Here is a 24,884-nt window from a genome sequence, read left to right as displayed (position 1 = left end):
CAGGGGACGCACGTGAGGGCCCGGGTCGGGCAGTCGACCCGGGCTCTTCCTCGTCACTCGGCGGGATAGAACTGCGCGTACCAGCGCCGGAGTTCTCTGATGCCCTTCTCGTGCGGGAGCAGGACGGGCCGCGGCTGGTGGATCTTGTGGTCCCAGATCCTGACCTCCTCGCGCACCTCGCCGAGGGCCTCCGCGCGGAAGACGAGCTTGAGCGCGGGCGTCAGGAAGGGGGCCCGTGCCGGTTTGCGGAGGTAGTACAGCATCCGCAACTCGCTGGTCCGGTCGTCGACGGGGGTGGAGAGGGCGACGGCGGTCACGGAGAGCGCCGGGCCGTGGGTGCGGACCACCATGACGCCCGGGCCGTACATGAAGGCGTCGAAGGTGTTGTCGATGTCCCACCCGAGCACGCGCCGCCGGATCCGGCCGCGGACCTCGGCGAACGGACCGTCGACCTTCCAGTCCTGGACGGGGGGTTCGCTCTGGCCGTGGATGTGGTGGAAGTGGGACTCGTCGACGATGTTCTCCCGCATCTCCTGGATGTGGATGCGGGCCCGGCAGGTGTCGTCGACGGGGGCGGCGAACTCCTTGGACGTGGTCTCCGGGATGTCGGGAACCTCCCAGGAGGGCTCGTCGGAGCCGGCGTGGACGAAGACGAGTCCGCTGTGCTCGCGGACCGGGAAGCCGCCGAGGCCCACCTTGGGGGTCCGGACCGCGAAGGGGGCGTGCACGCACTGCCCGTCGGCCCCGAACCGCCACCCGTGGAACGGGCACTCCACCGTCCCGTCCACGACCTTCCCGCCGACGCCCAGATGCGCGCCGTAGTGCGGACAGTGCGCGTCCCGCACGGCCGCCCGCCCGTCGGCCCCGCGGAAGGCGATGAGCGCCCGCCCGAAGTAGTGCAGGCTGACGACCCGCCCGGGCCGCAACTCGCGACTACGGAGCACGGCGTACCACCCGCACGGGACGGACGGCATCGGATACGCATCGGCTCGCGGATCCCGCCCGGGAGGCGAGCCCGCGAGGTCATGGCCGCGCCCATTGTCATGGCTCCGTCGTAAAGGCATGCGCCGATGCTAGTAGGGGCGGTGCGTGCGTGTCCCTCGTCCGGGTGATGGCATCCTGGGGAGTTTCGAAGTAGTTTCAAAGTCATGAGCAGTGAGAGCGCCGCCGTGAACTTCTCCGAGCTGGTCAACAAGAACAAGCAGACGCTTGCCCGGCTCAAGGAATCGTCGCGGCTGTTGCTGCACCGCAGAGACGGCGAGGACCTGGTCCTCACCACCGCTGCGCGGGCCGAGCAGGACCAGACCGTGGTGTCGGCCGCCACCCGGATGCTGGCCGCGATGGCACGGCGGGAGCCCGGCAGCACGGAGCTGCTCCTCGACATACTGCCGGACGCCTTCCCGTGGGTCCGTTTCCTGCCCGAGCCCGATCTGCACGCCTTCGCCGTCGAACTGGTCGACACCATGCGCGCCGCCGACTCGCTCGGCAACAGCGCGTCCGTCGCCCAGTTGCTCATCGCCTGGCAGCACACCGCCGAGGTCCACTCCGATCCCGAACTGCTGGCCGCACTGACCCGGGACCACAGCGAGGACTACGGCCCGGTGCCGGACCCCCGGGACCTCGCATGACCCCGAGCCGCGGCGACCGCGCCGCACCTCCGGCACCGGACGGCCACTGGGAAGTCCGCTTCGCCGACGCAGCCTCGGCCAAGGGCTGGGAAAGCCTCGCCCAACAGGCGCGCGAGAACACCTACCGTGCCTGGATCACTATGCGTACCGCCCCAGGCCGACCATCGAGACGCCTCGGCACCACCGCCTCAAGGGCTGTCTGGCTCATGGCATCCACCGCGGGCAGACCTGCGAGCAGTGGCAGATCGAGGTGACCGGCGGCGGCCGCATCTGGTACCTCCTGGACGTCGTCCGGGAGACGTGCTGGATCACCTTCGCAGGCGCCGGACACCCGCGAGCCACAGACCGACGCTGAGCGGGAGAGACACCGACGTGCCGTTGCCGCACTCCACGGGCGTGCTGTTGGTGTGCCGCTGCCGTTGTGCCTGCCACCGGCAGCAGCGGCTCGGGGACCGTAGTGAGGGCCCCGACAGCCACTGAGCCGGCCCCGCTACAGCCGCCCGCGCCCGCGCGGCTTTCCGAGGGCGGGGGCTCTGCATTCCGACTGCTGGAGGTACAGCTGTGGCCGTGCCGCATGACATCGCCGCCGAGACCGAACTGTGGGACGCCTACGCCGAATCCGCCTTCAAGGACGACGCCGAGCCCACGTTCTGCTGGACCCAGTACGCCGGACACGGGCCCGGACCGGAACTGTTGGGCAGCCCGCGCCGGGTTCTGGAGATCGGCTGCGGGACCGGCCGCGCCCTCGCTTGGCTGGCACAGCGGGGAATCGAGGCCCACGGCGTGGACCTCTCCCCGGTGATGGTGCAGAAGGCCGCTGGACGGTGGGCCGGCAGCGGGGCGACGTTCGAGTGCGGCGAGATCCTGGAGTGGCTGGCCGCACGCGACGGCACCGGCGCCTACGGCAGCTTCGACGCCGTCTACTCGGTTTTCGGCGCGGCCTGGTTCACGGACCCCGGGCGGCTCTTCCCTCTGGTGCGCGAGTGCCTCAGTCCTGGCGGGGTGTTCGTGTTCTCGCAGCCGCCTGCGATTCCCGGCGCGTACGGCCCTCAGGGCATGTACAAGGGCGGGTTCGCGGGGAAGGCCCTGTTCGCCTACCGGTACAGCTATCGCCCCGCCGTCTGGGAGCGGCTGCTCACCCGTGCTGGGTTCGCGGTCGCCGAGGCGGGCGTTGTCGATGCGCCCAGGGCCGGACATATCGGCACGCTGGTCGTCCGTGCCGAGGCGTAGGGGCGTAGGGCTGTAGGGGCTTGTGGTGGGCTGGTGGTCAGTTTGGTGTGGGGGTGGTCGGGGCGGTCAGTTCGGCGGTGAAGAGGTCTGCCGGGTCGAAGCCCATGTGGGTGAAGTGGCCGGCGAGTTCGAGGGACAGGACGCCGTGCAGGCGGGTCCAGAGGGTCAGGGCGCGGTGGAGGGTGGCGGGCGGGGCGGGGTGGCCGTCAGCCCATTGGCGGCCGAGGCCTTCCAGGCGCGCGGCGAACGGGGACTCCGGGGCGTCGGACGGGGCGTCGCCGCAGGCGTCGAGCAGGGACCTCATGAGCTCGGACGCGATCACGGTGATGTCGTCCGGCGCGTGGTAGCCGGGGACGGGCGTGCCGTAGATGAGGAAGTAGCGGTGGGGGTCGGCCAGGGCCCAGGCGCGCAGGGCGTGCGCCAGGCCTGACACGCCCGCGCCGGAGTCCGCGGCCGCGCGGAAGGTGTCGGCGAGGCTGCGGTACGCGTCCCTGATGAGCTCGGTGATCAGCTCGTCGCGGCCGGCGAAGTAGCGGTACAGCGCGGGGCCGCTCATGCCCATCTGCTTGGCGATCGCGTTGAGGGACAGCGCGGACGCCCCCGCCGTGGCGATCTGCTCCCAGGCGTGCTGCTTGATCTCCGCACGCACCTGGGCGCGGTAGCGCTCGCGCGGGGTCTTCGTGTCGTCGTCGCCTGCTCCTGGCCCGGTCACGCTCGTCATGGTTAGAGGCTATCACTGGAGTTATTGACAGTTGCGCTCCCTTCTATTTATAACTTCTAACGAACGGGAAAGCCCGTAACTCAGAGATGGGGAAGTGGTCATGGTCATGAACGCCGAGGGACTGGTCGAGGTCGTCCTGCCGGGCAAGGTCGAGCCGGAAGGGCTGCGGATCAGGCACGGAGCAGTCCCCGCGCCGGGCCCCGGACAGGTGCTGATCCGGATGGAGGCGACCGGGGTCTCCTTCGCCGAGCAGCAGATGCGCCGCGGCCGGTACTACGACCAGCCGCCGTTCCCCTTCGTGCCCGGCTACGACCTGGTCGGCACCGTGCAGGCGACCGGCGAGGGCGTCGAGCCGGGCCTGACCGGCGCCCGGGTGGCCGCGCTGGTCAAGGTCGGCGGCTGGGCCAGCCATGTGCTCGTCGACGCCGCCGACGCCGTGCCGGTGCCCGACGGGATCGACCCGGCGGAGGCGGAGACCCTGGTCCTCAACGGCATCACCGCCTGGCAGATGCTGCACCGCAAGGCGCGGATCCGAGCCGGGCAGACCATCGTCGTGCACGGCGCGAACGGCGGCGTCGGCTCGGTCCTGGTCCAACTGGCGCTGGCCGCCGGCGTGCGGGTGATCGGCACGGCGTCCACCCGCCACCACGACGCCCTACGGCACCAGGGAGTCACCCCCGTCGACTACCGCACCGCCGACCTGGCCGCACACATCCGAGCACTCGCCCCCGCCGGTGTGGACGCCGTCTTCGACCATGTCGGCGGCCGGAGCATCGTCGACTCCTGGCAGCTCCTCGCCCCCGGCGGCACGCTCGTCTCGTACGGCACCGCCTCCACGCGGGACGACGAGGGCTCCAAGAAGTGGCCCGTGCTGAAGATGCTCGGCCGGCTGTGGCTGTGGAACGCGCTGCCCAACCGCCGCCGCGCGTACTTCTTCAACGTCTGGGCAGGTCGCGCTCTGGCCCCGAACCGCTTCCGGGCCCGTCTGCGCACCGACCTCACCGAACTCTTCGCGGCCCTCCAGCGCGGCGAGGTCACTCCCCGGATCGCCGCCCGCCTCCCGCTCACCGACGTCGCCGACGCCGTGCGCCTGGCCGAGTCCGGCACGGTCACGGGCAAGGTCGTCCTCAACCCTTGAAGTGCTCTCCCTCGTGAGCGAGGGAGATTCCTGCCTACCTTGCGGTGGCGGGCTTGACGCCACGGGGACGCCTGACGACTGCCCTCCCGGCAGCCGGGATGAGCGCCTGGCCCATCCGGTACAGATGCAAGACGTTGCGGGCCGCGTTGCCGGACCATCCGCAGTCGGGGTTCTTGCACACGAACGTGGCCTGGTCCTGTCGGCTGCCCGGCGTGGTGACGCCTCCGCCCGCATCCGCTACCGGTCCGACGTGTTGAATCCTCCCCTCCCTGAAGGGAGGGGATTCCTGGCTCAGGCTGCCTCCTGGAGCAGCGCTCCAGGAGGTCTTCCGCCATCGGCACCAGCCGGGTTGAGACCAGCCCGGACGAGCATCATGCGTGCGGAGTTCTTGTCCCGTGGGGACACCGCTCCGCACGCGGCGCAGGTGTAGGTGCGCTCACCCAGCGGCAGTGCGTGCTTGGCTCTCGCATCGCAGTGCGCGCAGTCCATCGTGGTGTGCGCGGGGTGGACAAGGCGGATGTCCCGCCCATGCTTGCGGCCCATCTCCAACAGGGCCGCTTTGGTGGCGCCGATGGCGGCGTCAGCGGCCTTGCGGGCCATGGTGGTCTTGGCGAGGAACTTCGGGCGGAAGTCCTCGACCGCGATGGCGTCGTGATCGCGGACCACCTTCTTGGCCCACTTGCGAGCGGTGTCCGCACGCTGCCTCGCGACCTCCTTGTGCACCTTCGCCCGCAGTTTCTTCGCTTCGCGATAGCCCTTCGATCCGGGCTGTCCCCTCTTCGGCTTACGCCGGGCCATCATCCGGTCGTACCGGGTCAGCTTCGCCTCAGCCTTCCTGCCGTACTCGGCGTGCGGCAGGTCGTGCGCGTCGGATGTGGTGGTCGCGGTCTCCTTCACGCCCCAATCGACGCCGAGCGCGTGTCCGGTCTCGGGCAGGAGCTGGACCTGGGCGGGCACGACGAAGGAGCAGTACCAGTGTCCCAGGCTGTCCTGGTAGACACGTACCGAGGACGGCTCAGCCGGCAGCTCCCGCGACCACACCACCCTCACCACGATGCCCCCGGCCAGGTGCAGACGGCCCTCCTCCAACCGGAACCCACGCCGGGTGTAGTTGAGGGACGGCAGTGCCTCGCGCTTGGTCTTCCACTTCGGCATCCCGGCCCGGCGCGCCATGGGCAGGCGCTCTTTGATATCCCTGTGCGCCTTGGCACGGGAGCGGCCGAAGTCGCGGATGACCTGCTGTTGGACAACCGACGAGCCCTCACGCAGCCACGGCGTCGTCTTCCGGGCCTCGGTCAGCATCCTGTCGAGCTGCGCCGGCCCGCACGTGGCCCGCCCGCCGCTCGCCCGGTCGTGCAGATGCACGGCCCTGGACTTCGCGACGCATTCGTTCCACACCCAGCGGCACCGGTCCCACTCCGCCGCCAGGCCAGAGCAAGCGGTGGACGACACGCGCAGCCGGTACGTGTACCGGGCATGCCCGCCCTCCACAGCCACCCCCACGCGTGCCATCTCGCCCCCTCACAGCCCGGCCAGGACACTGTGCCGTCCCGAACCCTGCGAAGGACCATACGTACGACCGCCGCACACACGTCCCTCGATCCGCAGCCACCACCCCGACCAGCGATCACCGGCACACACGTTCGCATCACCTCGGCGACACCGACAGCGGTACGGGCGCTCCGCGCCCTGAACCGGATGCGGCGACGCTCCGCGTCGCAACATCCGGATGCGATTCCTCCCCGGCGTGAACGCCGGAGCCTCCTCGCAAGAACCAGGTGAAGGGGGGCGTGCGCGTCCACACCGAGGAGACCTGGACCGGCGCCCAGATCGAGGCGGACGTCCCCACCGCGAGCGCGGCCCTCGGCGCGGGCCTCGAAGCCTGGCTCCACGACCTGAAGACCACCGCCGAACGCGCCCACGGCTGACACGGCTGACACGGCCGACACGGTCGTCAGCGGCAAGCTCGACGATCGTCGGGGCCGTCAGCCGAAGCGGCCTGCCACGTAGTCCGCGGTCCGCGGGTCGTGCGGGGCGCCGAAGACGTCGGCCGTGGGGCCCGCCTCGACGATGCCTCCGGGGGTGCCCTGTTCGGCGAGGAAGAAGGCGCACTGCTGGGAGACGCGGGCGGCCTGCTGCATGTTGTGGGTGACGATCACGACCGTCACCTGCCCGGCCAGCTCCTGGACGGTCTCCTCGACGCGGCGCGTCGAGGTGGGGTCGAGAGCCGAGCAGGGTTCGTCCATCAGCAGCACCCGGGGGCGGACGGCCAGCGCCCGCGCGATGCACAGGCGCTGCTGCTGGCCGCCGGACAGGGCGCCGCCGGGCCGGCGGAGGCGGTCCTTGACCTCGTTCCACAGGCCGGCCCGGGACAGGGACTCCTCCACCAGGGCGTCCTTCTCGTGCCGGTTCGCGCGCGCTCCCGTCAGGCGCAGTCCCGCGACGACGTTGTCGTAGATCGACATGGCGGGGAACGGGTTCGGCTTCTGGAAGACCATGCCGATACGGCGGCGGGCGTCCGTCAGCCGCCACGACGGGTCGTAGACGTCCTCGCCGTCGAAGAGCACCTCGCCGCCGAAGCGGGCGGCCGGGATCAGCTCGTGCATGCGGTTCAGGGTGCGCAGGAACGTCGACTTGCCGCAGCCCGAGGGGCCGATGAGGGCGGTGACCTCACCCGCGGGCATCGTCAGCGAGACCCGGCTGAGCACCTGATGGGCGCCGAACCAGGCGGAGACGGCCCGGGCTTCGAGGGTGGCGGGGGCGGCGGCGGAGGTCACGGGCGTCAGGACGACCGTGTCGGTCAGGGGCTCGGCTACTTCGGTCACGTCAGACACCTCACGGAAGGTCACAGCAGGTTGGGCAGGAGTTCGGTGGTGCGGGTGGCGACCTGGAGGCCCAGGACGGCGACGACCGGGGCGAACACGATCCAGGTCTGGTGACGGCCCCACCGGTGCCAGGCCCAGACGGCGGCCACGGAGGCGAGGAGGAGCGCCTGCAGCCACATCACCAGCGGCCACGGGACTCCGGCGGGGCGGGCCAGGGGCTCCTCGGAGTCGGGGAGCGTGCCGGAGCGGATGACCGCGGCCGGGGTCTGGAAGGGCGCGGAGACCAGATCGGCGTCCACGCGCAGGACACCGGCCGGCATGAAACGCGGGCCGGTCGCGGTCACCAGGACCAGTCGGCCCCGGCCGGCGGTCGGCGGTGCGGGCGCCGGGTCACCGGCCCGTCGCAGGTCGAGGACCTGGTACGTGGCCCTGCCCTGGCCGGTGGTGACGGTGAACCGGTCGCCCTCCGTGAGGGAGGCGAGTCGGCCGAAGGGACCGCCGTAGGCGGCGGCGCGGCCCATCAGCACGCTGGTGCCGGCCTGGCCGGGCAGCGGGGTGTCCCGGCGGTGACCGGGGCCGTCGGTGAGGACGGTCGAGTCCGTGCCTTCGAGCACCACCTGGCTCATCCCCAGCCTGGGGACGGCGACGAGCGCGACGGGCGTGCCCGGCGCGAGCAGCCGGCCCTGCTGGTCGGTCTGGGCCACCGGGGCGGTGCCGAGGGCGAGTTGGCCGCGCAGCTCGTCGAACGCCGCGTGTTGCGCGGAGTGTTCCTGCGCGCCGCTGACCAGCAGCAGTTGCGCGGTGATGCCGAGCAGCAGGGCGGCGAGGGCGAGCAGGCCGCCGCGTGCGAGGTGGCGGACGGCGGTGACGCTGCGGACGCGGGGGAGCGTCAGGGATACGGCGACCGTCACGGCGGCCCGCCTCCTTCACAGACGTGGGTGGGGATGGGGATGGGGACGGGGGTGGGGGTGGGGATGGGCGCCGGTCGGCCGGGGAGACTCCCTCGATGGCTCGACGGGTCTCCCCGGCCGCCGGGATCAGACGGACGGGATCAGACGGACTTGATCGTGAAGTTCGCGCCGTTCCTGGCGCTCACCGTCGTGGAGCCCAGGTAGGAGGCGTGCAGCGTGTGGCGGCCCTTGGCCAGCTTCGGCAGGGTGACGGTCACCTTGCCGGCGCTCAGGGTGCCGGTGGCGATCAGCCGGGTGCCGTTGTAGATCCGCACGATGCCGGTGGGCGTGGTGCCGGGCGCGGCGACCTTGACGGTGACCCTGGCGCGGGCCGTGTGACTCACGGAAGCGGGCGCGGTGGTCGCGACGGACGGCGTGGCCTTGGTGATCTTCAGGACGGCCGTGGTCGAGGAGGCGTTCAGCTTGGCGCTGCCGCCGTAGAGAACCGTCAGGGTGTGCGTGGCGACCTTGAGGTGGTTCGACAGGCCGAGGGTGACCTTGCCGGCGGCGTCCAGGGTGCCGGTGCCCAGCAGGGTGGCGCCCTCCTTCACGGTGACCTTGCCGGCGGGGAGCACCGCGTGCGAGCCGGTGACGGTGACGGCGACCTTCGGGATCTTCCCGTACGGGGTCGCCGCGGCCGTCGCCCTGGTGGTGCTGAGGTATCCGACCTTGCCGGTCCAGGCGGCCGGGGCGCCGGCGCCGTTGAGGTTGTTGCCGGTGACGGTGGCGGTGTAGGCGCCGACGGCCAGACCGGAGAAGGTGTACGAGGTGGTGGTCGCCGGGACGTCCTTGGTCGCGACGACGGCGCCGTCCGCACCGGTCAGCGTGACCTGGTAGTCGGTGAGGGGGAGGGCGGTCGCGGCCGGGGCGGTCCAGGACAGCTTCAGGCTCGCGTCGCCGAGGGCTGCCTTCAGGGTGGGCGCGGCCGGCCGGGAGAGGTCGACGCCCGACTCCTCGAGGCCGCCCTGCCTGGCGTGCCTGGCCAGGTTGACCGAGCCGTTGTAGGACTCGTTCAGGAAGCCGAAGCCGGCGATGACCTGCTCGGCGTCGTCGGAGGCCAGGGCGGCGGTGTGGCTGCCGCTGGTGACGAAGACGTCGTACAGGTCCTTGTCGAAGAAGATGCTCGCCGGGTCGACCGCCCGGGTCGGGACGACGTTGTAGACGTCGCGGCCGAACGTGGAGTTCTCGTAGTAGTGCGGGACCGGTGCGAGGGCGCCGTCGACCGTGGTGACCGGGCTGGTGGCGCCGTTGACGTCGCCGGGCAGCTGCACGCCCGCCAGGTGGCCGCCGTCGCCGGCCGCCTTCTTGCTGTAGTCGGGGGCGACGCCGTTGTTCTGGGCGATCCAGCTGCCCACGGAGAACGGTACGAGGTCGCCGTCCTCGGTGAGGGCCGCGTTGCCCTGGTTCTCCTGGACGACCGGGATGTCCTTGTTGATCGTGCTGTTGTCGAGCCCGATCGCGGCGAGGAAGAACTTGCGGGTGCCGGAGTCGGTCTGCGGGATCCTCGGGTGCACGGGCACGCCGTTCACCGTCGGGTTGGCGGTGGAGTAGATGTCGTGCAGCTGGGCCACCGTCAGGCTGTCCAGGCCCGAACCCCGCACGGCCACGCCGAGCGCGTCCCGGGCGAACGGGATGTAGGTGAGCGCGGTGCCGGAGGTGGACGGGCCGCTGGAGGAGCGGGCGAAGTCGACCTGGCCCTTGACGGCGACACCGTTGCCGTCGGGGAACTTGTCGCCGGTCAGCGACTCGCTCAGGGCGAGTCGGCCCTTGCCGGAGCCGTTCGGGCGAAGAAAGGCCGGGCCGCCGGGACGGGTGGTGATGCTGGACGTGGTGGAGCCGCTGCCGGGCTCGATCGCGTCGTAGGAGGCGATGCCCGCGCCGGACGCCGACTTGACGGCCGTGGCGGCGTAGCTCTTGGCGTTGACGGTGTCGCCGGCCAGGGCGTTGAGCACGTCCTGGGTGGTGTCGGAACCCACGCCGACCAGCTTGCGGAAGGTCCCGGCGGGGGTGGGGTCGGCGTGGGCGGGGCTCGCGAGAGCCACGCCGCCGGCCACCACTGCGGCGGCGACGAGTGCGGCCGTGGAGCGCGTTGTGCGCATCGGAAGTCTCCTGAGAGCTTGGGAAGGTACGAGGAGAAGCGGTCTGGCAGGGTGGTACGGGCCGTCCGCCCCGACTGATCCGCGGGGCGGGCGGCCGCTCGTGGGGAGTGCCGCCCGAGGGGGCGGCGCTCAGGGCCGCAGCGGTTTCCGCAGCCGCCCGGGCAGGGTGAACCGCGGCACGACGGTGATCGTGCGGCCGCCCGGGAGCGGCACCCGCAGGGGCAGCCGTGGCCGGCTGCCGCCCGCGAGGGGCGCGCCCACCCCGGCCACGGCCCCGAGGGCGGCGCCCACCGGGACGGCGTACCGCAGGGCGTTCGCGGGGTCCGCCGGGGTCGTGCCCGCCGCGGTGGTCCGTACGGCGTCGCCTCCGCCGTACGACGCCGGGGCGGCCGGTGCGGCACTGGCGCCCCCGGCCCCGGCCGCCGTGCCCGCGGTGCCGGTGCCGGCCGAGCCTCCGGCCGAGGTGTTCACGCCGGTCGAACCGCCGGAGGCGCCGCCCGTGGTCGATCCGCCGCCGGGGGCGCCGCCCCGGTAGCTCGCCAGGGCGTGTGCGACGGTGGTCGTGGCGGCGCGCAGCCGCTGCGGCAGCGGGGCGTAACCGGCGGGCAGGCGGCCCGGGTCGGCGCCGCCGGTCTGGCCGGCGCCGGCCGCGTACTCGAGCAGGGCCGCGTAGTCCTTGCGGGCGGCCGCGTCCAGGCCGGCGGGGCGGACAGCCGCGTAGACCAGCTGGGCGAGCGGGTAGGCGCCCTTCGCCTTAGCCCCGGCGGGGCTGATCTCGGCGACGCCCTTGCCGGCGGCGGTCGCCGCGGCGGCCGTCAGGGAGGCCGTCAGGGAGGCGGCGCCCGGTGCGACGAACGTGCCGGCGGCGTTGCGCAGGCGGGCGGTCTGGAGGCCGTAGCGGGCGGCCGAGGCCGCGTCGGTGACGGTGATGACGAACCGGGAGCCGACTGTCTGCGGGCCGGGGCTCTTGAAGGCGGGCGGGCTGGCCAGCGCGTCCCAGGTCGATTTCCACAGGCCGTCGGCGCGGCGGGTGTGCAGCGCGCCGGACTGCATGTCGTCCACGTACGGATGGAAGTCGATCATGCATTGCCGGGCGGTGGCGCCGGTGCCCGGCGGGATCGTGCACCAGGGGTCGCTCTTGGGGTAGTCGTCCGTGCGGGACGGGTCGAAGGCGGCGCCGGTCGGGTTCACGTCCGCGTTCGTGGCGTAGTACGGGTTGACCCGCATGCCCCAGTCGTCGGAGACACCGGCGAGGAACTGGCGGGCGTCCGTGTCGGACAGGATCCACCGCCACAGCGCGCGGGCGGTGTCGCTGTGCCCGAGGGCGGTGATCAGGTCGGTGTCGGTGGCCGGGGTCTCGGCGACGGACAGATCGGCGAACTGCGGGTTGAGGGCGATGAACTCGGGGTCGCTCGCCAGCCCCGCCGGGTTGTCCTTCACCCACCCGTAGCCCTTGGCGGCCTTTCCGCCGAGCTCGGAACCCCAGGTGGAGTTGGCGTACGACTCGGTGAGCAGCTTGGCCACCAGGCGCTGGTTCAGGTCGATCGACTCGACCTTCGTGCCGGCGAGTCTCGTCACCGCGTCCGGTGCGCCGGCCTTGGGTCTGCGTTCGACGGTGAAGCCGATGACGGCTCCGGAGAGCGCCACGGGCGCGTAGGCCGTCGTACCGGGAGGCGCCGTGGTGCCCTCGTCGGCGCCCAGCGCCCGGGTGGTGAAGGCCAGCCCGGAGGCGCCGTCGCCGGACAGCCGGGCGCGGGTGTCGGGCTCGCCGAGCTCGGTGTAGCCGTAGACCCGGCCGGCCGGGCACAGCGCCGTCTGCCAGCTGGTCATCGCGCTCGCGACCAGCTCGCTGCCCGTGGTGGGGCGTTCCTTCGCGCCGAGCGCGCAGTTGGCGCCGACCGGGTTGAAGCGCAGCGGGATCGCGACGCGGTTCTTCCAGTTGGTGGCGGAGACCGGGGAGCCCGCGTTGACCTGGCTGTGGTCGGCGTACGGCCTGCCGTCGAGGTCGAGGTGGCCCTGCGGGACGATCACCAGCCAGCAACCGCGCGGCGTTGTCCGGCCGTTGGTTCTGACGGGGGTGCCGCAGCCCAGGTGTGGGGCCTCGTTGGCGGTCTGCACCTCGAAGAACTCCTGGCCGGTGCCGTCGGCGCCGGTGCGGGCGAAGTCGACCTCATTGGTGGTGTTGCGGTTGAAGTAGGGGTTGTTCTGGGTGTTGGAGGTGACGGTGGCGCCGCTGACCGGCTTGAAGGGGACCTCGCCGGGCGCGTTGGGGTTGGTCGCGCCGTAGCGGTCGTCCTGGCCGTAGCTGGCGGGGTCGGCGCTGTAGAAGACCTTGCGGGTGTCGTCGAAGTCGTTGCCGGGCCAGCTGCCCCGGTCGGTGGTCGGGGAGGCGCCGTACTGGCACTGGGTGCGCGGCGGGCCGGGGTCGGCGGGGACCGTGCCGTCGTCGTCGCCCCAGCACTGCATGATCTGCACGAAGTCGGTGTCGAACAGCGTGCCGGCGAAGGTGGTCGGGGCGCCGCCGGTCCAGGAGACGGTGACGGCCTGGCTGGTGAGGTGCGTGGTCTGGTCGACCGTGAACTTCATGTCCTTGAACTCGCCGCGCCCGGACACGGTCACCGCGGACCCGGTGGGGGCGGCGGCCGCGGGCGGCGCGGCCTGGGCGAGCGCGAGACCGGCGAGGGCTCCCGCGGCCGCCCCGCAGACCAGCCGGAGCAGCAGACGTCGTACGCGGTTCATCGCACGCCCCCCTCGGAGGAGCGGCCGATCAGCCGGGACACGACCGACGGCAGCAGGATCAGCGCGAGGACCAGGAACGCGGCCAGCACCATCAGCGTCTGAGTGCCGGTCCAGCCGGAGTGCCCGGCGACGGCGACCGGCTGGGCGAGGGCGATCGTGCCGTCGGCGGCGGCCGCGGCGGCGCCCGTGCCGCCGCCGGCCCCTCCGGCGGCCGGGGCCAGGGTCTGACCGGTGTCGGGGTCGACGGAGGGGGTGGTGGCGGCCGCCCCGGTCCCGTCGGCGGAGCTGCCGGCCGTGCCGGACCTGCCGCCCCCGGCGGCCGCGGTGCCGCCCGGACTTCCGTCGGACGACGTCGACCTGGCGCCGCCGCTGCCGCTGGTGCAGGGCGCGGCGCCCTTCTTGTCGCAGGCCTTCGGGTAGGGGGCGGTCTCGGCGAGCTTGTTGCGGCCGTCGGAGGTGAAGGTCGGGTTGTTGCAGGTGTTGATGTTGATGTTCTGCGCCCGCACGCCCGGGATCCGGCGGATCTGTTCGAAGCCCGCCCGCACCAGGTTGATCGGCAGCGGCGAGTAGCCGAGGTCGGGCGCCCGCTGTTGGCCCTGGCACATGAAGTAGTAGGAGAACGCGCCGAGCGTCTTGCCCTTGGCCTCGGTGAACGTGCCCTGCACCGTCAGCGGCAGGATCATGTACGAGTAGCTGGACAGCGGGTAGTTGCGCGGGTCGCTGTCGTTGTAGACGCCCGACAGTTGCTGGGTGAGGTAGTCCGCCGAGCTCTTGTCGGTGTTGATCTTCGCCTTGAGCAGGGAGACCGCGACGTTCTTCGGGGTGGGCTCGGTGTAGTAGCCGGCGTGGTTGAGGACCTTGGCGACCGGATAGTGCGCGTTGATGGCGTACGAGTAGTTGACGTAGCCGATCGAGCCCTCGCCGTAGTTCTGCGCGATGTAACCCGCCACGCCCAGGTCGCCGGACTGGGCGATCATGCCGGTGACCGTCGGGTAGTACGAGGTCTGCCCGCACGCCCCCGAGCGGCCGACGCGCCCGCAGTACGCCTGCCACAGCGCGGCGTGCTGGGCGGCCATCCACATCGTGAACTGGGCGGTGGAGCCCGACCCGTCGGAGCGGACGACCGGCACGATCGTGCGGTGCGGGAGCTGAAGCCCCGGGTTGTCGGCCTTGATGACGGGGTTGTCCCAGGTCTTCACGACTCCGGTGAAGATCTTGGTGACGACGTCTCCGGAGAGGCGCAGGTTGGTGACCCGCCTGCCGTTGACCGTCAGGTGGTACATGAACACGGTGCCGCCGGCCACGATCGGCATGTAGGCGTACGACCCGGCGGCCGGCCGCTCGGCGGCGCTGCCGTCGGTCGGATGCGTCTGGAACGGGATGTCGGACACCGCGAAGTCGACGGTTCCGCTGAGGAACTGCCGCCGCCCGTCGGACGATCCCTGGCCGGCGTACGAGATCCGCATCCCGTACTGGTTGACCGCCCGGCGCCATTCGTCGACGGCGTTCTCGGCCCAGGTGGAGCCGGCGCCGGCGATGGGGGTGTAGGAATCCGCGGACGCGCCCTGCGGGACGCCGACGACTGTGAGGGTGGTGAGCAGTGCGGCCAGGATGCCCAGCCGTCGTAGGGCGTTGATCATCGGTGACGATCTCCGTTGTCGGGTGCGGGTGGTTGGGGGCTGGTCGCGCCGTTCCCCGCGCCCCTGAGTCGGGTGGTCTCGGCGTATCTCGTGACGTCCCGTCGGGAAGCCCGGGCCGCCCTGCGCGCCTGGCGTCTGCTCTCGTGGCCCGGGCCTCTGCCGCCGATGACCCGGGCGATCGCGAAGAGGACCAGGACCAGGGCCATCAGGACCGCCGCCGCGCCGAAGCCGCGGGCGATCATCGTGGGCTCGGGCGACTTGACGAAGTTGAAGACGGCCAGGGGGAGCGAGACCATCGGGCCGCTCGTCGGGTCGGCGTTCAGCGCCGCCGTGAAGCCCGCCGTCAGCAGTACCGGTGACGTCTCGCCGATGCCGCGTGCCGTGCCGAGGATGACGGCGGTCGCGAGGCCCGAGCGGGCCGTCGGCAGGACCACGTGCCACACCGTCCGCCAGCGCGGCGCGCCCAACGCCTCCGCGGCCTCCGTCAGCGTGCCGGGTACCAGGCGCAGGACGACGTCCGCCGCCCGGATCACGATCGGCAGCATCATCACGCTGATCGCGAAGCCGGCCGCCAGCCCCGACTTCTGCATGCCGAGGCCGAGGATCCAGGTGGCGTACACCATGAGCCCCGCCACGACCGACGGCAGCGCCGTCATCGCCTCGACGATGGTCCGCACGAAGCGGGAGAAGCGGCCGGGGAGCTGGTTCAGATACACCGCGCAGGCCAGGCCCAGCGGCACGGTGATCGTGAGCGCGATGGCGATCATGATCAGCGTGCCGAGCATCGCGTGGGCGATGCCGCCGTTGCTCAACGGGTCCAGCGGGCCCGCCGCCTGCATGTCCTGGGTGAAGAAGTTGCCGTGCGGCAGCGCCTCCCGGCCCCGCCACGCCGTGAAGCCGACGACCATGACGAGCCCGGTGAACAGCAGTCCGGCCGCGGTCCACAGGACGACCGTCATCACCCGGTCGCGTACCGCCTGGCGGTCCTCCTCCAGACCGGTCAGCACCGCGTAGACCGCGAGGAAGGCGGCGTACGCGGTGACGGCGAAGCCCAGCCCGCCGGAGAACGGCGCGATCTGTCCGAACAGCAGTACCGCGACGCACAGTCCGGAGGCGGCGGCCCCGCCGAGGCGCAGCACACCGTTGCGGGTGAGCCCGCCGACCCGGCGCGGCTCGTCGGGAAGGGGGGCGTCTGCCGCCTGCGGGGCGGGCGCGATCACGTCCACGACCGTCATCTCATGCCTCGCTCTGCGCGCCGGACCGCGAACGGGCCACGACGGTGGAGGCGGTGAAGTTGACCGCCAGGGTGAGCAGGAACAGCGCCAGGCCGGCCGCCATCAGCGCCGACATGCCGAAGTCGGAGGCGTCGCCGTAGTGCAGGGCGATCAGGGAGGACACCGAGTTCGAGCCGGTTTGCAGGAGGTGCGGCTGGATGGTGAACACCGGCGAGATGATCAGGTAGACGGCGATCGTCTCGCCGAGCGCCCGCCCGAGCCCGAGCATCGTTCCGCCGATGATCCCGCCCTTGCCGTAGGGCAGGACGACCGTGCGGATCATCCCCCACCGGGTCGCGCCCAGCGCGAACGCGCCCTCCCGTTCGCCGGCCGGGGCCTGCGCGAACACCTCCCGCATCACGGAGCACTGGATCGGCGCGACCATCAGCGCGACGACGATCCCGGCGACGAAGGTGGACGCGGTGTAGACGCTGTCGGAGGCGAGGGGCTCACCGGGTGCGGTGCCGTCGACCGTGAACAGCGGGATCCAGCCGAACCAGGTGGACAGCCAGCGCGACAGTCCGATCACATGCTGCTGGAGGAAGAACAGGCCCCAGAGTCCGTAGACCACGGACGGGACGGCCGCCATCAGGTCGACCATCGTGACCAGGGTGCGGCGCAGCCCGCGCGGGGCCACGTCGGAGATGAACAGCGCGGTCGCGACGGCCAGCGGCACGGAGAGCGTCACCGCGACGGCGGCGATCAGCAGGGTGCCGGTGAGTACGGCCGCGATGCCGAAGTTGTGGACGTCCGGCTGCCATGCGGCGGTGGTGAGGAACCTCCACCCTCTGGCGTGCAGCGCCTGACCGGCCCTCAGCAGCAGGAACAGCCCGACGGCCGCCATGACGCCAAGGACGACGACTCCCGTGGCCGTCAGCTGATACCGGAAGATCCGGTCACCGAGCCCGGGAGCCGCGTACAGCCTCCGAGGAACGGGTCTTTCGGGCTCCGGTTCGCCGGAAGCCTCCAGTACGGACACCACTGCGCCCCCAAAGGAAACGTTTCTCCCCTACGCGGCTCAGTGATTGAGCCACGCGGGGAGATTCAATGGCTGATTCCTGTCGCTGTGGGCCGTCGGGTATGGACCGGATGTGAATGGCTCATGTCATTTGTGTGGGGTCGTTGTGGAGCGGGGCGCCCGTGGTGCGCAGGTGGGCGTCGAGCAGGGCGAAGGTGGCTTCCGGCTGTTCGATGTGCGGGAGGTGGCCGGCTTCGGGGACGATCTGGAGCCGGCCGTCGGCGAACGCTTCGGCGTAGGCCGCGCCGTACGCCGGTGTGACGATGCGGTCGCTCGCGCCCCACAGCAGCAGCGTGGGGACGGTGACATGACGCAGGCGGCGCAGCAGTTTCGGGTCGTGCATGTAGGGGTCGCCCGCGAGGACCCGGAGCGTGGCGGTGTTGTCCCGCATGGCGGCGAGGCGCTCGGGCGGGAGGAGGGCCGGGTCCTGGTAGTAGCGGTCCGAGTCGTGCCAGGCGTACTCGGCGACACCGCGGGCGTCCAGGGTGAAGAAGTCCCGGATCGGCTCGTCGGGCACGTGCACGCCGACGGCGTCGATCAGGACGAGGTCGGTGATGACGCCCGCCGTGTCGCGCACGGCCATCTCCGCGGCCGTCCAGCCGCCGAACGAGGAGCCGACCACGAGGACGTCGCGCAGGCCGAGGGCGTGCAGGTGGCGGAGGTAGGCCAGGGCGAGGTCGTCGGCGCCGGTCAGCCAGTCGGGGCGGTGGGTGCCGTTCCAGCCGGGGTGGGTGGGGGTGAGGGTGTGGGCGGTCCGCGCCAGATGGGCGGCGAGGCCGGCGACCGTGGCCGGTCCTCCGCCGCCGTGCAGGACGAGGACGGGGCGGCCGGTGCCGGCCGTGGCGAAGGTGAGGTCGGCAGGGGTGTCGCCAGAGGTGTCGATAGGCATGTGCCGAGCATAACTAAGGATGTTTATATAAGCTAGCTTAGTCGTGCATTAGACTGCACTCATGCCCGATGAACTGCAGCTCCTGGGACGCGCCGTCAAGCAGGCGCAGTATCGACAGCACCGCGCCCTGGACAGCCGGCTCACCACCGTCGGCGCCACGCTCGCCCAGTGGGACGCCCTCCGGGCGATCAGCGAGTCACCCGGGGCCACGGGCCGCGCGCTGGCGGCGGCCACCTTCCAGAGCGAGCAGGCCTTCGGCACGCTCGCCGGGCGCATGACGGCGCTGGGCCTGATCGAGCGCCGCCCCGGCGGCGGCCGGCGCATCGAGCACCACCTCACCCCGTCCGGCGAACAGGTCCTGGCGGCCGGCCACCGGATCGCCGACGAGGTCCTCGCCGCCTGCTTCGCCCCCCTGGACGAGACCGACCGCACGACGCTGCTGAACCTGCTGCGCCGCGTGACGGCGGACCAGGACGCGGACGCAGACGCGAGTCCGTGACCCGGCCGGCCGATCAGCCTCAGGCCCGCTCACGGCTCCGCCGCTTCGGGGCCAGTGACCGGAACGCCTTCCGTGCCGCGGTTGCCGCCGGGCCCGCCAGGAAGGCGGCTTCCACGGCCACGCTCAGGCGGACCCCGCGGCCGGACGAGGAGTTGACGTCCATCCCGAGGGCGTTCGCGGCCATGATGCCGAGCGGGTAGGAGGCGAGGCACAGGGCGACGGCCAGCCAGATCGGGGGCGTGGGGCGCTCGCCGCTCCAGACGAACCGGACGGCGATCGCAAGGACGAGGAGCGGGACGACGAGGTAGGTCAGCTGCATGCCACCAGCCTCGCCCCGGCGGACGGCGGGCGCGTCGGGCGGCGGTACGAGTCCCGGCGCCGTGACGCTCTATCGGAAGGTAGAGACGGGTGGGCGCGGGGTGCGTCCGGCGGACGACGTGCGGCTGCGGGCGCCCGCCTATGCTCCTGTCCTCGTGGAGAGCGTACGGAACTGGCTGCTGCCGCTGGCCGTCATGGCCGGGCAACTGCTCGTCTGGCCCGGCGCGGTGGAGTGGGACGGCCATCAGGTCGTCGTCGCCGACGTGACGGTGGCCGTGGCGGCGGGGACGGCCGTCACCGGCGCGCTGGCCCTGCGGCGGCGGGCGCCGCTGATCGCGCTCGCCGGGGTCGTCGTCGTGGCCGAACTCGGCCGGCTCGTCGTGCCCGCCGACGCGGTCGTGGTGTACGCCCTCGTGGGCGAGGCCGTCGCCGTGTACTCGGTCGCGGCCCGCACCACCCTGCCGGTGACGCTACGGGCCGTCGGCGTCCTGGTCGGGTTCGAGGTCCTGGTGAGCCTCGCGGCGGACGGGGTGGGGCTCGCGCACCGAGCCGACCAGGTCCTGACCGCCGCCGTCTGCCTGGTCGGCGCCGGACTCGGCCGGGGGCGTGCCCGATGGCTGGCCTCGCGGGCGCAGGCGGCCCGTCGGCTGGAGCGGGCGCGGGCCGAGCGGCGGGAGGCGGCGACGGCCGAACGGCGCAGACTCGCCCGGGAGTTGCACGATGTCAGCGCCCACCACCTCACCTCGGTCGTCGTCACCGCGAACGCGGCCGGACACCTCGCCGGCAGTCGACCCGAACTCGCCGCCGAGGCCCTGGAGTTCGCCGCCCGCACCGGCCGCGAGACCCTGGACACCCTGCATCGGCTGGTCGACACCCTGCGCACCGCCGAGGAGGACGACGACGACGGCGGTCACGTTCTGCTCGGGGAGCGGCTCGGGGAACTGGCGGCCGGCTTCGTGCGGCTGGGCCAGCCCGTCGAGGTCGCGGTGGACGTCGAGGCCGGGGCCGAGGTCGGGCAGGCGGTGGCCGACGCCGTGTTCGGCATCGCCCGGGAGGCGCTCACCAACGCGCTGCGGTACGCCCCGGGAGCGCCCGTCCGCGTGGAGGTGCGGGACCCGCACGACGGACGGCTGACCCTGACCATCGTCAACGAAGCGCATTCTGCTGCGAGTTCGGGGGTCCCGGGGAGTCCGGACATCGGGCGTGGGCTCGGGTCCGGGCGGGGGACGGCCGGGATGAAGGAGCGCGCCGCGGCCGTCGGCGGCACGATGACGGCAGGGCCGCGGCCCGGTCCGGCCGGCGGCTGGTCGGTACGGGCCGAGCTTCCCGCCCACCCGGCGCACTCCGGCGGCACGCGAGTCTTCGGCCTCGTGGGCGTCGACTGGCGGTTCGCTGAACATGCCGCGCTGCTCGCGGTGCTCGCCGTCCCGGCGGCGCTGCTGTTCGGCGAGTCCCGCGACGCGGGGGCCCGGCTGTCGCTGGGCGCGCTGCTGCTCGTCCAGGTGCTGCCGCTGCTGTGGCGGCGGCGGATGCCCTGGGCGGCGCTGGCCGTGGTGGGCGCGGGCGTCTGGGGGTGGCCGTGGCTGCCCGGCGCCGCGGATCCGGTCTGGGTCCTGGTCGCGGGTGGCTGCGCACTGCTGGCCGGGGTGTACGCCGTGGGCGCCAACGGCGGTACGGCGTGGGCGAGTTGGGTCTCGGTGCCGTCGGCCGCCGGGTCGCTGGGCGGTGCGGCCGTGGCGGCTGCGGCACGGGACGGGATCCTCGACGGCCGCCCCGCCGGGCCCCTGGCGATCGGCGTCGGCGTGTTTGCCCTGGCGCTGCTCCTGCTGCCGCCGCTGGGCGCCGCCTGGCTGGCGGGCTTCGCCGTACGGTCCCGGCGCACGACGGTCACCGGGCGCGAGGACTCCGAGCTGGGGCAGGCCGTCCACGACGCGGTCGCCGCCGCGCACGCCGAACGGCAGCGCGTCGCCGCCGGGTTGCGTTCCGCGGTCCTGGACCGGGCCGCCGACGTGGTCCGGGTCGCCGAGGAGGGGCGTCTCGAAGAGGTGGCCCCGGCGGCCCGGGAGGCGCTGGCGGCGATGCGCGAACTCCTCGGCAGCCTCCGCGACGGCACCCCGGCGGGGGACCCCCGCGAGGACGCGATCGGCGCAGGCCAGGAGGGTCATCCCGTCGGCCGCCGTTAGGGTGGCTTACTGTGCGCCCCGACTCCCCCCACGGTCCCCATGGCACCGAAGTCACCGAAGCCGTCGAAGAGCTCGAAGACGTCGAAGGTTTCGGCGGCTCCGAAGGCGCCGATGCTCCTGTTCGCGTGCTCGTCGTCGACGATCAGCCGGTCGTCCGTGCCGGGTTCGCGGCCATCGTCGACGCCGAGCCGGATCTGACGGTCGTCGGGGAGGCCGGTGACGGCGCGTCGGCGGTGGTGCTCGCGGGACGGCTCGCCCCGGACGTCGTCCTGATGGACATCCGCATGCCCGACATGGACGGCCTCACCGCGACGGGTCTCCTGACGCGGTCCGAGCGACCGCCCCGGGTGCTGGTGCTGACCACGTTCGACCTCGACTCGTACGTCTACGAGGCCCTGCGCGCCGGCGCCTCCGGCTTCCTGCTGAAAGACGCCCTGCCCGCCGAACTCCTCACCGGCATCCGGGTCGTCGCCGCGGGCGAGGCGATGCTGGCCCCAGCGGTCACCCGCCGTCTGATCGACGTGTTCGCCGGTGACGCCCCCGCCCCGCCGGCCGCCACCGCCGATCTGCTCGACGCCCTGACCCCGCGCGAGCGCGAGGTCCTCTCGCTCGTCGCCGCCGGACTCGCCAACGCCGAGATCGCCGACCGCCTCGGTGTCGCCACAGGCACCGTCAAGACCCACGTCAACGCCCTGCTGACCAAGCTCGGCGTCCGTGACCGCGTCCAGGCCACGATCCTCGCGTACGACACCGGCCTGGCCCGACCGAAGCCGCTGCACTGACCTCGACGTACGGTATGGGCATGGGAGCGAGGGAGACGTCACTGGCGGACCGTGTGCGCGACGCCGACGCGAACGCCGACGGCGGCGGGATGTGCCCGCAGCGTCTGGTCATGGAGCACGTCACCAGCCGCTGGGGCACCCTGGTCCTGATCGCGCTGCTGGAGCGCTCGTACCGCTTCGGCGAACTGCGCCGGGAGATCGGCAGGGTCAGCGAGAAGATGCTGACGCAGACCCTGCAGACCCTTGAGCGCGACGGGCTGGTCCACCGGGACGCCAAGCCGGTCATCCCGCCCCGCGTGGACTACTCCCTCACCGACCTCGGCCGTGAGGCGGCCGACCAGGTCCGCAGCGTCGCGCTGTGGGCGGAGCGGCGGATGACGGCGATCCAGCGGGCCCGCGAGGAGTACGACTCCGCGAAGTCGTGACCCCTACCGGGTCCACGCCCGGCCGGGACTCATGCCCCCGACCGGGACTCATGCCCGGCCGGAGCTCACGCGCTCTGGGGGCCGGGGCTGCCGAGGAGTTCCGAGGCGGTCTGGAGCGGCGTGAGCGCGTACTGCGGCACCGCTTCGGGGTGGTCGTGGCAGGTGAAGCCGAGGCGGGTCATGGCCCGGACGACCTCGCCGCCGGTGAAGTCGCGGCGGTCCTGCCGGGTGATGACCTCGCCCACCTGCTTCACGGGGTAGCGGCGGCGGCCGATGGTCACGGACTCGCCGGTGATCGGCTCGGGCGGGATGCCCTTCATCGAGTCCAGCACCCCGTCCCTGGTCAGATCGAACGGGTAACGGGCGATGACACAGCGCATGATGCCTCCCAGGGAGGAGAAGGGGACGGGGGAGCGGGCGGCCCGGGGGAAAGGGCGAGCGGAGAAGGGAACGGGCGGGGTCAGGCCGCCGGGTCGGCGGCGGGGCGCTGGCGCGGTGCCGACCTGCGTCGGCCCGTGCCCGCCTCCGCCGAGGTCCGGCCGCCCTGGCCGCCGCGGCCACGGCTGCCCCGGGACGAGTAGGACGCCCCCGCGCGCCGCGGACGCTTCTCGGCGGGCGGCGCGGTGATGACGACCGGGATGCCGGACGGGGCCTGGGCGCCGGTGATACGGCTCAGTTCCGCCTCGCCCGAACGGATCGGGGTGATCTGCGGGGAGATGCCGGCCGTGGCCATCAGCCGGCTCATGCCGCGCCGCTGGCCGGGGGTCACCAGGGTGACCACGCTGCCGGACTCGCCGGCGCGGGCGGTACGGCCGCCGCGGTGCAGGTAGTCCTTGTGGTCGCTGGGCGGGTCGACGTTGACGACGAGGTCGAGGTTGTCGACGTGGATGCCGCGGGCCGCGACGTTGGTCGCCACCAGCACCGTCACATGGCCGGTCTTGAACTGGGCGAGGGTCCGGGTGCGCTGCGGCTGGGACTTGCCGCCGTGCAGGGCCGCGGCGCGCACGCCGCTGTTGAGCAGGTGCTCGGTCAGCCGGTCCACCGCGTGCTTGGTGTCCAGGAACATCAGCACCCGGCCGTCGCGTGCCGCGATCTCGGTGGTCGTGCGGTGCTTGTCGGTGTCGTGGACGTGGAGCACATGGTGCTCCATCGTGGTGACCGCGCCCGCGGACGGGTCGACGGAGTGCACGACCGGGTCGCTGAGGTAGCGGCGGACGAGCAGGTCGACGTTGCGGTCGAGGGTCGCGGAGAACAGCATCCGCTGGCCGTCGGTGCGCACCTGGTCGAGCAGTTCGGTGACCTGGGGCATGAAGCCCATGTCGGCCATCTGGTCGGCCTCGTCGAGGACGGTGATGGCGACGTCGCTCAGCCGGCAGTCGCCGCGGTCGATGAGGTCCTTCAGACGGCCGGGCGTGGCGACGACGACCTCGGCGCCGCTGCGCAGGGCGCCGGCCTGCCGGCCGAGCGACATGCCGCCGACGACGGTCGCCAGTCGCAGCCGCAGGGAGCGGGCGTACGGGGTGAGCGCGTCGGTGACCTGCTGGGCGAGCTCGCGGGTCGGGACGAGGATGAGGGCGAGCGGCTGGCGGGGCTCGGCGCGCCGTCCCTCGGTGCGGGCCAGGACGGCGAGGCCGAAGGCGAGGGTCTTGCCCGAACCGGTGCGGCCACGGCCGAGGACGTCACGGCCGGCCAGGGAGTTCGGCAGGGTCGCCGCCTGGATGGGGAACGGCACGCTCACGCCCTCGTGGCCCAGCGCGGCCAGCAGCGGCGCGGGCAGTCCGAGGTCGGCGAACGCCTCGACGGCGGGCAGTGCGGGGGTGATGGTCTTCGGCGGCGCGAATTCACCCTGGAGTGCGGCCGGGCGGCGTCCGTGACCGGAGGGGCGGCGCGAGGCGCTGCCTCCGTAACGGCTGCCCGTCGAACTCGCGAAACGGTCGTATGTGCGGTTATTTCGTGCACGATTCATGCAGAACCTTCCTTGTTGCGGGCGCGTGACAAGGAATTCCCGCAGCTGGAAGAACGGCGCAGAGAATCGCGAGAACGAGCCGGAAACGGAGTATCGACAGTGGTGACTGCGATGAGAGGGAGAGAAAACGAAGCGAGCTGGGGCCCGCACCCCAAGGTGCGGGCCCCAGCTGCGAAGTACGCGTCTGCGCCGATGATCAGGCGTTGACGATGTTCTCGGCCGTCGGGCCCTTCTGGCCCTGCGCGATGTCGAACGACACCTTCTGGCCTTCCTGGAGCTCGCGGAAGCCCTGGGCGGCGATGTTCGAGTAGTGGGCGAAGACGTCGGGGCCGCCGCCGTCCTGCTCGATGAAGCCGAAGCCCTTTTCCGCGTTGAACCACTTCACGGTACCGGTAGCCATGTGTATCTCCTTCGGGTCGGTGCTCACCCGTCGGAAAACCTCTAGGCAACCACAACTGCAACTGCGTCGACAGTAGCACGCCGTGATCGGGCGGCCCGGAAAAATAATTCTGCGTGATCTCCCGTTCCGGGAATATTCAGCGCGGGCGTCGTCGATTTCG

Annotated in this window: 22 protein-coding genes and 2 pseudogenes; 8 read left to right on the top strand and 16 right to left on the bottom strand. The window is 72.4% G+C overall.

The genetic code is table 11. The features are described 5' to 3' along the window. Window positions 1-53 precede the first annotated feature (53 nt). Window positions 54-944 carry a Rieske 2Fe-2S domain-containing protein gene (locus ACZ5SK_RS08615; RefSeq protein WP_334578526.1) on the bottom strand — a complete coding sequence of 297 codons (891 nt, stop codon included), beginning with the start codon at window positions 942-944 and terminating at the stop codon, window positions 54-56. Between the two features lie 204 nt (window positions 945-1,148). Here ACZ5SK_RS08615 and ACZ5SK_RS08610 point away from each other — a divergent pair, with 204 nt between their 5' ends. Both ACZ5SK_RS08610 and ACZ5SK_RS08605 read left to right on the top strand, forming a co-directional pair. Continuing rightward, window positions 1,149-1,628 carry a hypothetical protein gene (locus ACZ5SK_RS08610; protein ID WP_319676132.1) on the top strand — a complete coding sequence of 160 codons (480 nt, stop codon included), beginning with the start codon at window positions 1,149-1,151 and terminating at the stop codon, window positions 1,626-1,628. A gap of 561 nt (window positions 1,629-2,189) precedes the next feature. Further along, window positions 2,190-2,858, top strand: coding sequence for a class I SAM-dependent methyltransferase (locus ACZ5SK_RS08605; protein WP_334578525.1), 669 nt, complete (start codon window positions 2,190-2,192; stop codon window positions 2,856-2,858). A 37-nt stretch (window positions 2,859-2,895) separates the two neighbouring features. On the opposite strand, the gene ACZ5SK_RS08600 is transcribed toward ACZ5SK_RS08605, so the two are convergent. Further along, the gene (locus ACZ5SK_RS08600) at window positions 2,896-3,579 is read right to left on the bottom strand and encodes a TetR/AcrR family transcriptional regulator (protein ID WP_334578524.1); all 684 of its coding nucleotides are present in this window, start codon (window positions 3,577-3,579) and stop codon (window positions 2,896-2,898) included. A gap of 106 nt (window positions 3,580-3,685) precedes the next feature. Here ACZ5SK_RS08600 and ACZ5SK_RS08595 point away from each other — a divergent pair, with 106 nt between their 5' ends. After that, complete coding sequence (locus ACZ5SK_RS08595) at window positions 3,686-4,717, top strand: medium chain dehydrogenase/reductase family protein (protein WP_468418630.1); 1,032 nt, start codon at window positions 3,686-3,688, stop codon at window positions 4,715-4,717. 34 nt (window positions 4,718-4,751) lie between these two features. Here ACZ5SK_RS08595 and ACZ5SK_RS08590 read toward each other — a convergent pair. After that, window positions 4,752-4,940: pseudogene (locus ACZ5SK_RS08590) on the bottom strand (RNA-guided endonuclease TnpB family protein); the annotation flags it as partial. Between the two features lie 68 nt (window positions 4,941-5,008). Further along, window positions 5,009-6,229, bottom strand: coding sequence for an RNA-guided endonuclease InsQ/TnpB family protein (locus ACZ5SK_RS08585; RefSeq protein WP_334578523.1), 1,221 nt, complete (start codon window positions 6,227-6,229; stop codon window positions 5,009-5,011). A 263-nt stretch (window positions 6,230-6,492) separates the two neighbouring features. Between ACZ5SK_RS08585 and ACZ5SK_RS08580 the strand changes: the two are divergent. Then, window positions 6,493-6,645, top strand: a pseudogene (locus ACZ5SK_RS08580) (SRPBCC family protein); the annotation flags it as partial. 57 nt (window positions 6,646-6,702) lie between these two features. Here the strand turns inward: ACZ5SK_RS08580 and pstB are convergent. The 8 genes from pstB to ACZ5SK_RS08540 all read right to left on the bottom strand — a co-directional run bounded on the left by pstB (window position 6,703) and on the right by ACZ5SK_RS08540 (window position 18,151). Next, window positions 6,703-7,494: a phosphate ABC transporter ATP-binding protein PstB gene (gene pstB / locus ACZ5SK_RS08575; protein ID WP_443041339.1), complete on the bottom strand. Its 792-nt coding sequence runs from the start codon at window positions 7,492-7,494 to the stop codon at window positions 6,703-6,705. A gap of 68 nt (window positions 7,495-7,562) precedes the next feature. Next, window positions 7,563-8,453, bottom strand: a complete 891-nt coding sequence (locus ACZ5SK_RS08570) for a sortase (protein ID WP_334578521.1) — start codon at window positions 8,451-8,453, stop codon at window positions 7,563-7,565. A 140-nt stretch (window positions 8,454-8,593) separates the two neighbouring features. Next, window positions 8,594-10,591 (bottom strand): Ig-like domain repeat protein, encoded by a 1,998-nt coding sequence (locus ACZ5SK_RS08565; RefSeq protein ID WP_334578520.1) that lies wholly within the window; start codon window positions 10,589-10,591, stop codon window positions 8,594-8,596. 129 nt (window positions 10,592-10,720) lie between these two features. Continuing rightward, entirely contained in the window at window positions 10,721-13,330 is a 2,610-nt protein-coding gene (locus ACZ5SK_RS08560; RefSeq protein WP_468575609.1) for a hypothetical protein, read from the bottom strand. Further along, the gene (locus ACZ5SK_RS08555; protein ID WP_334578518.1) at window positions 13,327-14,970 is read right to left on the bottom strand and encodes a substrate-binding domain-containing protein; all 1,644 of its coding nucleotides are present in this window, start codon (window positions 14,968-14,970) and stop codon (window positions 13,327-13,329) included. Before ACZ5SK_RS08555 ends, ACZ5SK_RS08560 begins: the two co-directional genes overlap by 4 nt. Then, a complete protein-coding gene (pstA, locus tag ACZ5SK_RS08550; protein ID WP_334578517.1) occupies window positions 14,967-16,205 on the bottom strand; it encodes a phosphate ABC transporter permease PstA in 1,239 nt (412 codons plus the stop codon). Before pstA ends, ACZ5SK_RS08555 begins: the two co-directional genes overlap by 4 nt. Before the next feature lies 1 nt (window position 16,206). Beyond that, on the bottom strand, window positions 16,207-17,223 hold the full coding sequence (gene pstC, locus ACZ5SK_RS08545; RefSeq protein ID WP_334578516.1) for a phosphate ABC transporter permease subunit PstC: 1,017 nt from the start codon (window positions 17,221-17,223) through the stop codon (window positions 16,207-16,209). A 121-nt stretch (window positions 17,224-17,344) separates the two neighbouring features. After that, a complete protein-coding gene (locus tag ACZ5SK_RS08540) occupies window positions 17,345-18,151 on the bottom strand; it encodes an alpha/beta fold hydrolase (RefSeq protein WP_334578515.1) in 807 nt (268 codons plus the stop codon). 61 nt (window positions 18,152-18,212) lie between these two features. On the opposite strand from ACZ5SK_RS08540, the gene ACZ5SK_RS08535 reads away from it, so the two are divergent. Beyond that, window positions 18,213-18,650: a MarR family winged helix-turn-helix transcriptional regulator gene (locus ACZ5SK_RS08535; RefSeq protein ID WP_334578514.1), complete on the top strand. Its 438-nt coding sequence runs from the start codon at window positions 18,213-18,215 to the stop codon at window positions 18,648-18,650. A gap of 19 nt (window positions 18,651-18,669) precedes the next feature. On the opposite strand, the gene ACZ5SK_RS08530 is transcribed toward ACZ5SK_RS08535, so the two are convergent. Next, window positions 18,670-18,969 carry a hypothetical protein gene (locus tag ACZ5SK_RS08530; RefSeq protein ID WP_334578513.1) on the bottom strand — a complete coding sequence of 100 codons (300 nt, stop codon included), beginning with the start codon at window positions 18,967-18,969 and terminating at the stop codon, window positions 18,670-18,672. A 61-nt stretch (window positions 18,970-19,030) separates the two neighbouring features. On the opposite strand from ACZ5SK_RS08530, the gene ACZ5SK_RS08525 reads away from it, so the two are divergent. The 3 genes from ACZ5SK_RS08525 to ACZ5SK_RS08515 all read left to right on the top strand — a co-directional run bounded on the left by ACZ5SK_RS08525 (window position 19,031) and on the right by ACZ5SK_RS08515 (window position 22,358). After that, complete coding sequence (locus ACZ5SK_RS08525; protein WP_468575605.1) at window positions 19,031-21,151, top strand: sensor histidine kinase; 2,121 nt, start codon at window positions 19,031-19,033, stop codon at window positions 21,149-21,151. Window positions 21,152-21,276: 125 nt separating this feature from the next. Beyond that, the gene (locus ACZ5SK_RS08520; protein WP_319338181.1) at window positions 21,277-21,933 is read left to right on the top strand and encodes a response regulator transcription factor; all 657 of its coding nucleotides are present in this window, start codon (window positions 21,277-21,279) and stop codon (window positions 21,931-21,933) included. A 20-nt stretch (window positions 21,934-21,953) separates the two neighbouring features. Further along, window positions 21,954-22,358, top strand: coding sequence for a winged helix-turn-helix transcriptional regulator (locus tag ACZ5SK_RS08515; protein ID WP_443041257.1), 405 nt, complete (start codon window positions 21,954-21,956; stop codon window positions 22,356-22,358). Between the two features lie 65 nt (window positions 22,359-22,423). Here the strand turns inward: ACZ5SK_RS08515 and ACZ5SK_RS08510 are convergent, their stop codons facing one another. The 3 genes from ACZ5SK_RS08510 to ACZ5SK_RS08500 form a co-directional block, all read right to left on the bottom strand. Next, the gene (locus ACZ5SK_RS08510) at window positions 22,424-22,738 is read right to left on the bottom strand and encodes an SCO5918 family protein (protein WP_079661013.1); all 315 of its coding nucleotides are present in this window, start codon (window positions 22,736-22,738) and stop codon (window positions 22,424-22,426) included. An 80-nt stretch (window positions 22,739-22,818) separates the two neighbouring features. Further along, the gene (locus ACZ5SK_RS08505) at window positions 22,819-24,324 is read right to left on the bottom strand and encodes a DEAD/DEAH box helicase (protein ID WP_334578511.1); all 1,506 of its coding nucleotides are present in this window, start codon (window positions 24,322-24,324) and stop codon (window positions 22,819-22,821) included. Between the two features lie 196 nt (window positions 24,325-24,520). Beyond that, window positions 24,521-24,724, bottom strand: a complete 204-nt coding sequence (locus ACZ5SK_RS08500) for a cold-shock protein (RefSeq protein WP_079661011.1) — start codon at window positions 24,722-24,724, stop codon at window positions 24,521-24,523. Between the last annotated feature and the right edge of the window lie 160 nt (window positions 24,725-24,884).

This window comes from Streptomyces sp. NPDC031474, assembly GCF_055581185.1.
The sequence above is the reverse complement of the archived record's forward strand: the minus strand, read 5'-3'. Positions and strand labels throughout refer to the sequence as shown.